Annotated in this window: 14 protein-coding genes; 6 read left to right on the plus strand and 8 right to left on the minus strand. The window is 70.8% G+C overall.

Going from position 1 to position 12,850, the window contains the following annotated elements; all coding sequences use genetic code 11:
• The 3 genes from nadC to nadA are packed head-to-tail and all read right to left on the minus strand — an operon-like array spanning position 1 to position 3,469.
• Positions 1–861: a carboxylating nicotinate-nucleotide diphosphorylase gene (gene nadC, locus AC5Y5E_RS05370; protein ID WP_499901958.1), complete on the minus strand. Its 861-nt coding sequence runs from the start codon at positions 859–861 to the stop codon at positions 1–3.
• Positions 858–2,441, minus strand: coding sequence for an L-aspartate oxidase (locus AC5Y5E_RS05375; protein WP_499901959.1), 1,584 nt, complete (start codon positions 2,439–2,441; stop codon positions 858–860). The genes nadC and AC5Y5E_RS05375 overlap by 4 nt, the downstream gene beginning before the upstream one ends.
• On the minus strand, positions 2,438–3,469 hold the full coding sequence (gene nadA / locus AC5Y5E_RS05380) for a quinolinate synthase NadA (RefSeq protein WP_499902609.1): 1,032 nt from the start codon (positions 3,467–3,469) through the stop codon (positions 2,438–2,440). The genes AC5Y5E_RS05375 and nadA overlap by 4 nt, the downstream gene beginning before the upstream one ends.
• 64 nt (positions 3,470–3,533) lie before the next feature.
• On the opposite strand from nadA, the gene AC5Y5E_RS05385 reads away from it, so the two are divergent.
• Positions 3,534–4,244: an NUDIX hydrolase gene (locus AC5Y5E_RS05385; RefSeq protein WP_499901960.1), complete on the plus strand. Its 711-nt coding sequence runs from the start codon at positions 3,534–3,536 to the stop codon at positions 4,242–4,244.
• A 155-nt stretch (positions 4,245–4,399) separates the two neighbouring features.
• Positions 4,400–5,740, plus strand: a complete 1,341-nt coding sequence (locus tag AC5Y5E_RS05390; protein WP_499901961.1) for a lipase family protein — start codon at positions 4,400–4,402, stop codon at positions 5,738–5,740.
• A 5-nt stretch (positions 5,741–5,745) separates the two neighbouring features.
• Here AC5Y5E_RS05390 and AC5Y5E_RS05395 read toward each other — a convergent pair whose 3' ends face one another.
• Genes AC5Y5E_RS05395 through bioB form a run of 3 tightly spaced genes read right to left on the minus strand, consistent with a single transcriptional unit; the run spans position 5,746 to position 7,683 of the window.
• On the minus strand, positions 5,746–6,378 hold the full coding sequence (locus AC5Y5E_RS05395) for a DUF2567 domain-containing protein (RefSeq protein ID WP_499902610.1): 633 nt from the start codon (positions 6,376–6,378) through the stop codon (positions 5,746–5,748).
• Between the two features lie 23 nt (positions 6,379–6,401).
• Positions 6,402–6,629 (minus strand): biotin synthase auxiliary protein BsaP, encoded by a 228-nt coding sequence (gene bsaP, locus AC5Y5E_RS05400; protein WP_499901962.1) that lies wholly within the window; start codon positions 6,627–6,629, stop codon positions 6,402–6,404.
• A gap of 13 nt (positions 6,630–6,642) precedes the next feature.
• Positions 6,643–7,683: a biotin synthase BioB gene (gene bioB / locus AC5Y5E_RS05405; RefSeq protein WP_499901963.1), complete on the minus strand. Its 1,041-nt coding sequence runs from the start codon at positions 7,681–7,683 to the stop codon at positions 6,643–6,645.
• Between the two features lie 142 nt (positions 7,684–7,825).
• Here bioB and AC5Y5E_RS05410 point away from each other — a divergent pair, with 142 nt between their 5' ends.
• The 4 genes from AC5Y5E_RS05410 to AC5Y5E_RS05425 all read left to right on the plus strand — a co-directional run bounded on the left by AC5Y5E_RS05410 (position 7,826) and on the right by AC5Y5E_RS05425 (position 11,662).
• Positions 7,826–8,017 carry a hypothetical protein gene (locus AC5Y5E_RS05410; protein ID WP_499902642.1) on the plus strand — a complete coding sequence of 64 codons (192 nt, stop codon included), beginning with the start codon at positions 7,826–7,828 and terminating at the stop codon, positions 8,015–8,017.
• Positions 8,018–8,095: 78 nt separating this feature from the next.
• Positions 8,096–9,934 (plus strand): hypothetical protein, encoded by a 1,839-nt coding sequence (locus AC5Y5E_RS05415; protein WP_499901964.1) that lies wholly within the window; start codon positions 8,096–8,098, stop codon positions 9,932–9,934.
• A 4-nt stretch (positions 9,935–9,938) separates the two neighbouring features.
• Positions 9,939–10,301, plus strand: a complete 363-nt coding sequence (locus tag AC5Y5E_RS05420; RefSeq protein ID WP_499901965.1) for a hypothetical protein — start codon at positions 9,939–9,941, stop codon at positions 10,299–10,301.
• Positions 10,298–11,662, plus strand: coding sequence for a hypothetical protein (locus AC5Y5E_RS05425; protein WP_499901966.1), 1,365 nt, complete (start codon positions 10,298–10,300; stop codon positions 11,660–11,662). The genes AC5Y5E_RS05420 and AC5Y5E_RS05425 overlap by 4 nt, the downstream gene beginning before the upstream one ends.
• Here the strand turns inward: AC5Y5E_RS05425 and AC5Y5E_RS05430 are convergent.
• On the minus strand, positions 11,659–12,171 hold the full coding sequence (locus AC5Y5E_RS05430; RefSeq protein WP_499901967.1) for a 2'-5' RNA ligase family protein: 513 nt from the start codon (positions 12,169–12,171) through the stop codon (positions 11,659–11,661). The two genes, AC5Y5E_RS05425 and AC5Y5E_RS05430, sit on opposite strands and share 4 nt — an antisense overlap.
• A complete protein-coding gene (bioD, locus tag AC5Y5E_RS05435) occupies positions 12,171–12,845 on the minus strand; it encodes a dethiobiotin synthase (protein ID WP_499901968.1) in 675 nt (224 codons plus the stop codon). The genes AC5Y5E_RS05430 and bioD overlap by 1 nt, the downstream gene beginning before the upstream one ends.
• Positions 12,846–12,850 lie beyond the last annotated feature (5 nt).

The raw sequence follows: 12,850 nt of genomic DNA on the forward strand, positions 1-12,850 counted from the left end.
CTACATGTCCAGGCCGATGTCGAGCACGCGCACCGAGTGGGTCAGCGCGCCGACGGCCAGGTAGTCCACGCCGGTCGCGGCGTAGGTCGCCGCGTTCTCCAGGCTTAGGCCGCCGGAGGATTCGAGCAGCACGGCGGGCGCCCGGGTGTCGCGGCGCTGCACGGCGATCTGCGTCTGCCACACCGGGAAGTTGTCCAGCAGGATCAGCTCGGGCTTCTCGGGCAGCACCTCGTCCAGCTGCTCGAGCGAATCCACCTCGACTTCGCACGGCAGGTTGGGGGCGGCTTCGCGCACCGCGCGCAGCGCCTCGACCACGGACCCGGCGGCCGCGACGTGGTTGTCCTTGATCAGCGCCGCGTCGCCCAGCCCCAGCCGGTGGTTGACGCCGCCGCCGACGCGCACCGCGTATTTTTGCAGGGCACGCAGGCCCGGCAGGGTCTTTCGGGTGTCGCGGACCTTGGCCTTGGTGCCGTGCACCGCGTCGACCCAGGCCGAAGTCGCGGTGGCGATTCCCGACAGGTGGCAGATGAGGTTCAACGCGGTCCGCTCCGCGGTCAACAGGCCGCGGGTCTCCGCCTTGACCGTCAACAGCGGATCGCCCGGGCGCAGCCGCGCGCCGTCCTCGACGCGATCGAGCACTTGATAGCCGCCGGCGCCGAGCACCTCGTCGAGGACCAGCAACGCGACGTCCACGCCGGCGATCACGCCCGGCTCGCGGGGCACCATCGAAGCAGTGACCACCGCGCCGGCGGGGACCGTGGCCTGGGTGGTGACGTCGGGGCCGTAGCGCAGATCCTCGTCCAGCGCTCGCCGGATCAGGTCGCGGGCGGTGTCGAGTTCGCCGTCAGACAGCATCGTCATCCCACCGCCGCCAGCGCCTCCACCAGCACCGAGTTCTGGTCGTCGGCCAGCCGGAGCACGCTGCTGCGGGCTTGTTCGGGCGCGGCGTCCGGGTACTCCGCGCGGTGGTGGCAGCCGCGGCTTTCGTTGCGCGCCAAGGCCCCCGCGGTCACCGCCCGGGCGGTCAGCGTCAGCGCGACGTCCTCGAAATCGCGTCGTCCGGCGATGTCGCGGACCGGCGCCCCGGACAGCTTGTCGGACAACCGGTTCAGCCCGGCGGCGTCGCGCACCACCGAGGCGTCCCGGCTCATTGCCCGGTGCAGGTCGCCGCGCGGGGTGGCGGTGTGCTCGACGGGCTCGGGCGCGAGCGCGCGGATGCGCCCGCTGGCCGCCGCGTGCGCGGCCGCGGCCTTCCCGGCGCGCCCGCCCACCACCAGCCCCTCGAGCAGGCTGTTGGACGCCAGGCGGTTCGCGCCGTGCATCCCGGTGCGGCCCACCTCGCCCGCGGCGAAGAGCCCGGGCAACTCCGTCCGCCCGTGCACGTCGGTGACCACGCCGCCGCAGCTGTAGTGCGCGCCGGGGACGACCGGGATGGCTTGACGGACGGGGTCGATCCCGGCCTCCCGGCACGCCGCGGTGACCGTCGGGAACCGCGCCTCGAAGCCCGCGATGCCGCGCGCGTCGAGGAAGACGCACGGGTCGCCGGTCTCCCGCAGCCGCGCGTCGATGGCCGCCGCGACGACGTCGCGGGGGGCCAGGTCGCCCAGCGGGTGGACGCCGGCCGTGACCGAATTGCCTTGCGAATCAAGCAGTATCGCGCCCTCGCCCCGGATCGCCTCGGTGACCAGCGGGCGCCGTCCGCCGCCGCCGCCGTAAAGCATCGTCGGGTGGAACTGGATGAACTCGAGGTCGCTGACCGGCACGCCGGCCCACAGCGCCAGCGCGATGCCGTCGCCGGTGGAGCCGTCGGGATTGGTGGTCGCCCCGTAGAGGTGCCCGAGGCCGCCGGACGCGAGAATCACCGAGGGCGCGTTGATGATTCCGTAGCCGTCCACGCCGCCCAGCAGGACCCCGGTGACGGTGTCGTCGTTGCGCAACACCCGCAGGGCCACATGGCCGGCGCGGATGTCCAGCCTGGCCGCGGCGTGGTCGAGCGCGCGCTGCACCTCGGCGCCGGTGGCGTCGCCACCGGCGTGCACGATGCGCCGCCGGGAGTGCCCGCCCTCGCGCGTCACGTCCCAGCGGCCGGGGACGGCTTCGTCGAATCGCGCTCCGTCACCGACCAATTCGGACACCGCCCGGTACCCGTCGGCGACAATGGAGTACACCGCGTCGGGATCGCACAGGCCGGCGCCGGCGGCCAGGGTATCGGCGACGTGGGCCTCGGCGGAGTCTGGGTTTTCCGGGTTGTCCGGCAGGACCACCGCGATGCCGCCCTGCGCGTAGTGCGTCGCGGTACCGCCCTTCGCCCGGTCGGCCTTGCTCAGCACGACGACGCTGCGGCCGGCGCGATGGGCCGCCAGCGCCGCGGCCAAACCACCGACGCCGGTGCCGATTACGACGACGTCGGCGGAGTGGGTCCAGTCCGGGCGGGTGATCATTCGCCGCCGCCCGGCTGCCCGATCTCGATCATGCGCTGCACGCTGCGCCGGCCCGCCGCCGCGATGTCGGGGTCGACGTGGACTTCGTCGGCCCCTTCGACCAGGCAGCGCAGCAGCGCGGCGGGGGTGATCATCTTCATGTATTTGCAGGAGGCTCGGTCGTTGACCGCGCGGAAGTCGACTTGCGGTGCGGCCCGACGCAATTGGTGCAGCATGCCGACCTCGGTGGCGACCAGGACCTTGCGGGCGTGGGTCTCGTGGGCGGCCTCGAGCATGCCGCCGGTGGACAGGATCTTCACCCGCTCGGCCGGGAAGGCGCCCTCGCCGGCGAGGTACAAAGCCGAAGTGGCGCAGCCGCATTCGGGGTGCACGTACAGCTCGGCGTCGGGGTTCGCCCGCGCCTGCTCGGAGAGCTCGTCGCCGTTGATGCCGGCGTGCACGTGGCATTCCCCGGCCCACACGTGCAGGTTCTTACGGCCCGTCACGCGCCGGACGTGGGCGCCGAGGAACTGGTCCGGGCAGAACAGCACCTCGCGGTCGGGGTCGATGGACTCGACGACCTCGACCGCGTTGGACGACGTGCAGCAGATGTCGGTTAGGGCCTTCACCGCGGCGGTGGTGTTGACGTAGGAGACGACGACGGCGCCGGGGTGCTCGTCCTTCCACGCGCGCAGCTCGTCAGGGGTGATGGAATCGGCCAGCGAGCAGCCGGCCCGCTGGTCCGGGATGAGCACGGTCTTGTCCGGGCTGAGGATCTTGGCGGTCTCGGCCATGAAGTGCACCCCGCAGAACACGATGGTGTCCTCGGGCGCGTCGGCCGCGATCCGCGACAGCGCCAGTGAGTCGCCCACATGGTCGGCGACGTCCTGGATGGCGGGCAGCTGGTAGTTGTGCGCAAGCAGCGTGGCGCCGCGAAGCGTGGCCAGCCGGCGAACCTCGGCGGCCCACTGCTCGTCCCCGTCCAGGCCGGCGTACCCGGCGGCGGTATCGGTGATGCGGGCACTCATGTCGTCCGCGAGCGTGTCCATGCCAATCGAAACCGTCACAGCGGTTCCTTTCGTCCCGGGAGGTTTTCGACTTAGAATCGAAAACATGCGCCATACTAGCACTGAACACGAGGTGCTCGCCGTCGTGTTTCAGGTTCGTCAGGTAACGGGCGCTACGCGCAGAGAAAAACCGCAGTTGAACGTGCTGTTATGGCAGCGTGCCAGGGATCCGCAGAAAGGTGCCTGGTCGCTGCCGGGCGGACGGCTGCGCAACGACGAGGACCTGACCACCTCCGTTCGCCGCCAGCTGGCCGAAAAGGTCGACCTACGAGAGCTGGCTCACTTGGAGCAGCTCGCTGTGTTTTCCGACCCACTCCGGGTGCCCGGTGCGCGGGTGATCGCGTCGACGTTCCTGGGCCTGGTGCCCTCCCCCGCCACCCCCGAGCTGCCGCCGGACACTCGCTGGCACCCGGTGAATTCGCTGCCGCCGATGGCGTTCGATCACGGCCCGATGGTGGCCCACGCCCAGACCAGGCTGGTCGCCAAGATGTCCTACACCAACATCGGGTTCGCCTTGGCACCAAGGGAATTCGCGCTTTCCACGCTGCGCGACATCTACGGCGCCGCGCTGGGCTACCAGGTCGACGCGACGAACCTGCAGCGGGTGCTGGCCAGGCGCGGGGTCATCAGCCAGACCGGCACCATCGCGCAGTCAGGCCGCAGCGGGGGGCGCCCGGCGGCGCTGTACCACTTCACCGACTCCCAGCTGCGGGTCACCGACGAATTCGCCGCGTTTCGGCCGCCCGGCCAGCTGTAGCCAGCGGCCGCCCCCGACACGCCGGTACATTGGGCGGAACACCCTCGCCCGTGAGCTGGGGGGACCACGAGAACTGGCTCACAACGCGGCGATTACGTTTTGGCCACCGCCCGTTCATGCGCGAGAATGCCGGTTGGCCAAGGAGGGATCTGCGAATGGTTGAGCTCGGCAATCTCGCGGGGACGCAGGGCGCTCAGTGGATCGGGCGGCCACAGCACGAGGAGCTGCAGCGCAAGGTCCGGCCGCTGCTGCCCTCGGACGACCCGTTCTACCAGCCCCCGCCCGGCTACCAGCACGCCGAGCCGGGGACGGTGCTGCGCTCGCGCGACGTCGAGCTGGCGTTTCTCGGTCTGATCCCGCAGCCCGTCAAGGCCGTGCAGCTGCTCTACCGCACGATGAACATGAACGGCGAGGCCGAGGCGACGGCGACCACCGTGATCGTCCCCGCCGAGCTGGCTCCCGGGCAGACCTGCCCGGTGTTGTCCTACCAGTGCGCGATCGACGCGATGACCTCCCGCTGCTTTCCGTCCTATGCGCTGAGGCGCCGCGCGAAGGCCCTCGGATCGATCAGCCAGTTCGAGTTCCTGCTGATCACCGCCGCCGTCGCCGAGGGCTGGGCCGTGTCGGTGCCCGACCACGAAGGCCTCCACGGCTCGTGGGGCGCGCCGTACGAGCCCGGTTACCGCGTGCTGGACGGCATCCGTGCCGCCCTGAGCTCCGACCGGCTCGGGCTGGCGCCGTCGGCGCCGATCGGCCTGTGGGGCTACTCCGGCGGCGGCCTGGCCAGCGCGTGGGCCGCGGAAATGTGCGGCGAGTACGCCCCCGACCTGGACATCGTCGGCGCGGTGCTGGGCTCGCCCGTCGGCGACCTCGGCCACACGTTCCGCAGGCTCAACGGGAGCTTCCTGGCCGGCCTGCCCGCGCTGGTGGTGGCCGCGCTCGCCAAGGTCTATCCCGACCTGGACCGGGTGATCAAGGAGCACACCAACGAGGAGGGCCGCGCCCTGCTCGACTCCTTGCAGGAGATGACGACCGTGGAAGCGGTCCTGAGGATGGCCGGCAAGAACATGGGCGACTACCTCGACGAGCCGCTCGAAGACATCCTGTCCACCCCGGAGATCACGTACGTCTTCGACAGCATCAAGCTGGGCGCGGCAGTGCCGACGCCGCCGGTGCTGATCGTGCAGGCGGTGCACGACTACCTGATCGATGTGCACGACATCGACAATCTCGCCGACGCCTATTCGGCCGGCGGCGCCCGGGTCACCTACCACCGGGACGCGTTCAACGAACACATGTGCCTGCACCCGCTGTCCGCGCCGATGACGCTGCGCTGGCTCACCGACCGGTTCGCCGGCCGGCCGCTGACTGAGCATCTGATCCGGACGACGTGGCCGACGATGTTCAACCCGATGACCTACGTGGGCATGGCGCGGCTGGTCAAGATCGCGGCCAAGGTCATCACCGGCCGCAAGATCCCGCACCGTCCCCTGTAAGGCCGCTACGAGACGGCGGCCTCCGGGGCCTCGGGCTCCATCGGCACCCCGCCTGCAGGCCTACCGGTCACCGGAAGGCCGCCCAGGTCGTCGCGGGCGTCGGCGGCCGCGAGCAGGGCGTACACCAGCGCGGCGACTCCGGCGGGCCACATCAGGGTGACCGCCACCTGCGGCACATCGAGGGCGAAGAACACCGGCGGCGCCTGGGTCACGTAAGCGACCGAGGGGCTGCCCGACAGCGGGACGGCGTCGAAGTTCAGTGCGCCGTAGCGCAGCCGAACCAGCAGCGCGCCCGCCCCCGCGGCCACCGCGGCGGCGACCACCATGCCGACCGACAGCCCGACGACCATCGCGGGTCCGCGGTGCTCGCGCCGCTGCCACACCAGCACCGCTCCCACCACCGCCAGCGCCGTCAACAGGCCCAGCAACAGGGCCGGCGCGATGAAGAAGTGCTCCGATTCGGTGCCGAGGTAGTCGTGGACCCGCTCGCCGGCCCGCGTGATCGCCACCACCGCGCGAATCGGCGGAGCGATCCAGGCCCACAGCCCACCAATCACCAGCCCGGTCGCGGCCAACCCAAGCGCCACGGCGACGACCGCGCGCACCCGCGCGCGGCGGGGAACGCCGACGGGCTGCATGGGCGCCGGCTCGGCGTACTCGGTCACCGCTGGGCCTCCATGTCCGCCGAGTCCACCTCTCCATGCCGCGCGCACTGCGCTCGCCACCCGTCGGGCCGAACCTGGACCACCATCCGGCGTCCGCACTGCGCGCAGAACCGGGGCGGCTCGAGCCCCAGCTGGGCGGCCGTCGGCACGGCCGTGCCCGCCAATTCCCCGGTGTAGACGTTGTAGACGCCGGCGCCGACCGGGGCGCCTAGATCCCGAACCACGTCTTCAAGTTTCTTACAGGCTGGCGTTCAGCGCCTTGATCGGCATCTGCAGATCCTCGAGCAGTTCCAGGTCCGCTTCGGCGGGGCGCCCGAGCGTGGTCAGGTAGTTCCCGACGATGACCGCGTTGATGCCGCCCAGGATGCCCTGCTTGGCGCCGAGGTCACCGAGGGTGATCTCGCGGCCGCCGGCAAAACGCAGCATCGTGCGCGGCAACGCCAGCCGGAACGCGGCGACCGACTTCAACGCCTCGCTGACCGGCAGCACCTCCAGGTCGCCGAACGGCGTGCCCGGCCGCGGGTTGAGGAAGTTCAACGGCACCTCGTCGGGGCCGAGTTCGGCCAGGTCGGCCGCGAATTCCGCCCGCTGCTCCAGGGTTTCGCCCATGCCGAGGATGCCGCCGCAGCACACTTCCATGCCGGCGTCGCGCACCATCGACAGCGTCTCCCAGCGCTCTTCCCAGGTGTGGGTCGTCACGACGTTGGGGAAGAACGAGCGAGCGGTCTCCAGGTTGTGGTTGTAGCGGTGCACGCCCATCGCGGAGAGCTGCTCCACCTGCCCGGCGCTCAGCATCCCCAGCGAGCAGGCGATGTTGATCTCCACCTCGTCGCGGATCGCCTCGATGCCGGCCGCCACCTGCGTCATCAACCGCTCGTCGGGGCCGCGCACCGCGGCGACGATGCAGAACTCGGTGGCGCCGGACTTGGCGGTCTGCTTGGCCGCCTCGACCAGGCTGGGGATGTCGAGGCGCGCGCTGCGCACCGGGGACGAGAACAGCCCGGACTGGGAGCAGAAGTGGCAATCCTCCGGGCACCCGCCGGTCTTGAGGCTGATGATGCCCTCGACCTCGACCTCGGGGCCGCACCAGCGCATCCGCACCTCATGGGCCAGGGCCAACAGCTCCTCGAGGCGGTCGTCAGGCAGCTGCAGCACCCACAGCACCTGGTCCCGGGTCAGGCCCTGGCCGCCCTGAAGCACCTGCCGGCGGGCCACCGCGAGGATGTCGTCGTTCGAGTCGTCGGCGTCGGTCGTCGGCCGAGTTGCCGCTTGAGTCACCAGGTACTCCCCTGCATCTTTTGCGTGCGCGCACCCGCACCTGCCACGTCGTCGCGGCAGCCTGAATAAATCGGTGTTCAAAGTAGGGTAACGGCCCCCGAAAAAACGAGGCACATGGGCACCGCCGGGGTATGTCTGAACGGTGACCTATCCGCAGACCGATCCGCAGGTCGTTTACGTCGCCCACCACATGCTGCTGCTGGCGATCCCGGCGTTCCTGCCGGCGATCGTCGTCGTCGCGGTGATCCTGTACGTCGCGCTGAAAGACCGCCGCCGCGGTGCCGGCTCGGACGCGAACCAGCAAAGCGACGCCGCCGACCCAAAGCGTGATTGACGAGCCTTCGATCGGGGCATTCCGGATCCTGCGAGTTGCATCACAGCTCGCCAGGCCGGGGTGCAGGAGGGTTTGACGATGAAATCGGCGGAACTCACTTTTGTGGCCGAGGCGCCGGCGCGCGGCGCCGGCCTCAACCAGGTGATCGGGCTGTCGATCGCCGCCGTGGTGATCGGCGCGGCCATGCTGTGGATCGGATATGCGCACCGCACCCACCGCATCGAATGGTTGACCCGGATCGCCGACAAGATGGGCGAAAAGTTCCACCGCCCCAACTGGGTCGCCCTACCGGTGCTGGTCTTCACCACGTTCATCATTTGCGCCCTCTTCGGCTTCATCTGGGATGTCAGCTGGCACATCGGCAATGGCCGCGACCCCGGCCCGCTGGCGAACCCTGCGCACTACTTCATCATCATCGGGCTGTTCGGGATCTTTGTCGCGGGCATGCTGGCGGTCGTGCTGCCGTTCGACAAGCCCGGCCCCGCGGCACTGCGCATCACGCGTAACTGGTACGCGCCGGTGGGTGGCGTGCTGATGGCGGGCTGCGGGCTGTACGCGATGATCGGGTTTCCACTCGACGACATCTGGCACCGCATCTTCGGGCAGGACGTGACACTTTGGGGCCCAACGCATTTGATGATGATCGGCGGCGCCTGCTTCTCCCTTTTCGCGGTGCTGATGCTGGAGCGTGAGGGCGAGGCCCAAGAGGGCGCCGAGGTCTTCCACGGCCCGTTCATCACGTTCCTGCGCTACCTGTCCTTCGGCGGCCTGTTCATCGGCCTGTCCGTCTATCAGATCGAGTTCGACTTCGGCGTCCCACAATTCCGGCTGGTGTTCCAGCCGATGCTGATCGCCGCGGCGTCCGCGCTGGCGGCGGTGGCCGCCCGCCTGACCATGGGGCGCGGCGGCGCGGTCATCGGGGCCTTGTTCGCCATCGCGCTGCGGGGCCTGGTCGCGTTGGTGGTCGGCCCCATTCTGGGCGCGCCGATCAACTGGTTCCCGCTGTACCTGGGTCCGGCGCTGGTCGTCGAGCTGGTGGCCCTGACCCCGCTCCTCAAGCGCCCCATCGCTTTTGGTGCCGTCTGCGGCCTCGGCGTGGCGACCGTCGGGCTGTGGTTGGAGTCGCTGTGGATCGGCGCGGTGTACCACTACCCCTGGCCGACGAGGATGTGGGGCGAGGCGCTGGCGATGTCGGTGCCGGTGGCCGTGCTGACCGGGGTGTGCGGGGCGATGTTCGGGATGGTGCTCATCGGACAGCGGCTCCCGGGCCGCGGGATAGGCATCGCCGCGGTGGTGTTGACCGTGTTGGTGATCGGCGGTGCGGTGGCGAACGGCCTGCACATCTTGGTGCCGAGCCAAAACACCGCCACCGTCACGCTGACCGATCAGCCCAGCCAGCCGGGGCGGCGGATGGTGTCGGCGGATGTGCAGCTCACGCCGCCGTTCGTCAGCGACCATCCGGACTGGCTGACGATCCTGTCCTGGCAGGGGCGAATGGAGAACAACCGCGGCCTGATGATCGACCGCCTGGAGAAGGTCGGTCCGGGGCACTATCGGTCCACCCAGCCGGTTCCCGTATGGGGAGAGTGGAAGACGCTGCTGCGGGTGCAGGACGGCCGCACGATGACGGCCGTGCCGATCTGGGAGCCGGCGGACGACGCCATTCCAGCACCCGAGGTACCGGCGCTGGCGCAAAGCGAGCGGCCGTTCGTCCTGGAGGTCACGATCCTGCAGCGCGAACGCGACCAGAGCGCACCGGCCTGGCTGTTCACCGCCGGCGGGATCGTGGTGCTGATCCTGACCCTGATGGTGATCAGCGCGCTGACGTGGGGTGCCGGCCGGCTGAACAACGCGCAGGAATCGCCGGAGCCGGTCGAGGAAAGGCACCCCGTGCCAGGGGCTCCCAGGGCTGCGTAGCGTGATGACGGTTCGCAGCGCCCTCGTCGTAGCGTGGGCGGCCGCGCTGGCGTGCGCACTGGTCGCCTGCGGCGGTTCGCACACCCAGTCCCCCGCCACGGCCCCGGTCATCGACGTCACCATCGCCAAGGGCCAGGTCACTCCGACCAACGCCACCGTGGCGGCCAAGGTCCACCAGCAGATCACCCTGCGGGTCAACAGCGACGCCATCGACGAGCTGCACGTGCACTCGACGCCCGATCACAAGTTCCCGGTCGCGGCGGCGCCCGGCCAAACCTTTCAGTTCAGCGTCGACGTCCCCGGCAGCGTCGAGGTCGAGCTGCACCACCTGGACCGCACGATCGCGACCATCCAAGTCCAGCCGTGAGTGCCAGCGTCGCGACCGCGGTGCTCGCGCACGGTCTGGGCGGGTCGGGCGACCTTCCGGTGCCGTACCTGTACGCGATGGTAGGGGCCGCGTGGGCGCTGACCTTCACCTTCGCGCTGGTGGCGTTCGCGTGGCGGCGGCCGCGATTTGATCCGGGGAAGCCCGGCCGACCGCTGCCGTCGGCGCTGACCTCCTTCGTCGACGCCCGGGCCACCCGCTGGACGGCCGCCGGGCTGGCGCTGGCGTTCGCGGTGTGGGTGGTGCTAGCCGGGGTGTGGGGCCCGCAGTCGGAGTCCAACGCCCTGCTCGGGGCGTTCTACGTGCTGCTGTGGGTCGGGCTGGTGGCGCTGTCGTTGCTCGTCGGGCCGGTCTGGCGGGTGATCTCACCGATGCGCACGTTGTATGTGCTGCTGCGGCGCGTGACGCCGGCGCGACTCGGTCGGCCGCGGCGGTCCTATCCCGACGGTTGGGGCTATCGCCCCGCGGCGCTGGGCCTGTTCGCCTTCGTGTGGGTGGAGCTGGCCAGCCCCAACTCGGCGTCGCTGCCGCTGGTGCGGGCCTGGCTGGCGATCTATGCCGCGCTGATGCTCGGCGGGGCGTGGCTGTGCGGGCAGCGCTGGCTGGCCCGGGCCGACCCGTTCGGCGTGTACAGCATGGCGGTTTCCCGCCTCTGCCCGTTTCGCCGCAACCCGGCCACCGGCAAGATCGTCGTCGGAAATCCGCTCGACCACCTGCCGTCGCTGCCCGTCCGCCCCGGCGTGGTGGTGCTGCTGGCGGTGCTGCTCGGGTCGACGGCGTTCGACAGTTTCTCGTCGTCGCCGACGTGGCGCGGGTTCGCCGACGGAATCTCCCGGAGCTTCGGCCTGCCGCCGACGCTGTCGTCGTCGGTGCTGCGCACCGTGGGGCTAATCGCGTTCATTTCCGTTGTGGCGGTGACGTTTTCGCTCGCGGCGCGGGCCGCCGGCGGCATCGACCGCGAGCAGCGCCGCGCGCTGCCGGGCCGGATGGCGCATTCGCTGATCCCGATCGTGGTGGGCTACATCTTCGCGCACTACCTGTCCTACCTCGTCGAGCGCGGCCAGCAGGCCGTGATCGCGCTGGCCGATCCGCTCGGCCGCGGCTGGAACCTGTTGGGGCTGGCCCATTTTCACGTCGTCTACGTGCTGTCGGCGCATCCCCCGGTGCTCGCCGGGATCAAGGTGGCGTCCGTGGTGACCGGCCACATCGTGGCGGTGGTCGCCGCGCACGACAGGGCGCTTCGGCTGCTGCCGGCCGGCCATCAGCTCACCGGGCAGCTCACCATGATGCTGGTCATGGTCGGCTACACGTTCACCGGCCTATATCTGCTATTCGGCGGTTAGCCGACGATCGGGTGTTCGGCCTTCTTGCCGCCGTCCCAGCGGCGCAGGCCGGCGAAGCGGCCGTCGACCTGGGACGGGCGGCCCGCGATGCGCAGCGCCCGCCCCAACTGGTGCCCGCCGACGCGGCGGGCCAGCGTGACGTGCGCGGTCCACTGACCGGGCAGGCTGTTGGACATCGGCGCCGGCTCCAGGTGCGGACCGCACAGCCGGTGCACCTCGGCGTGCAGGGCCAGCAGTTCGCGCGTGGGCACGATCAGCCGCGCGAAGACGACGTTCGCCCGCCCGAACAGCACCGGTGCGCCGATCGCGGCATCCAGCGGAAGCCGGTGGGCGACCGGACTTAGCAGCGCGTCGACCCCGGGGTCGATGCGTTCGGCGACGGCCAGCGTCACGTGCGGCCGGCTGGCCGGCGCCTGGCTGGGGATCCCGGCGGCGGCCAACGCCCGCCAGATGCCGCGAACGGCCTCCTCGGTGTCGGGGTCGAAGACCAGCTCGATGGAATGGACCATCAGCGCACCAGCGGGCTCACCCAGTCGCGGTCGAATGCCCCGGCACTCATAGCCGCGAAGTCGGGAGCGGATGCCGCGCCGGCGGGCAGCGCGGCCCGCACCGGGGCCAGCTTCTCCAGCGCCGACCGGTTCGACTCCTCCGCCAGGCCGGGCCGAGCCGGCCAGCTCCCGATGGCCAGGCCCGCGCACGGAACTCGTTGGGCAGCAAGGGATTCCAGTGTCAGCGCGGTGTGGTTGAGGGTGCCCAGCTCCGCGCTGACGACGACCAGCGCCGCGGCGTCCAGCCCGACGGCGAGGTCGCGCAGCGTGACGCCGGGCTCGGCGAGTTCGACCAGCAGGCCGCCCGCGCCCTCGACCAGCGTCAGCCGCCCCGGGCGGTCCAAGTCGCGGATGAGCCGCAACACCTCCTCGCCGGCGGGCAGCGACATTCCCGCCTGCTCGGCCGCGGCGGCGGGGGCCAGAGGCAGCGGATACCGCGCCAGGCCGGCGAGTTCGGTCACCCCCGACAGCCGGCCCACCTCGGCGAGATCGTCGTCGCCGGCGTCGGTGCCGGTCTGGACCGGTTTGCATACCGCCACGTCGATGCCCGCCTGACGGGCGTGGCAGGCCAGCGCCGCGGTGACGACCGTCTTGCCCACCCCGGTGCCGGTGCCGGTGACGACCAGAACGGTCAACGGCG

The sequence above is a fragment of the Mycobacterium sp. NGS54 genome, from assembly GCF_059812465.1.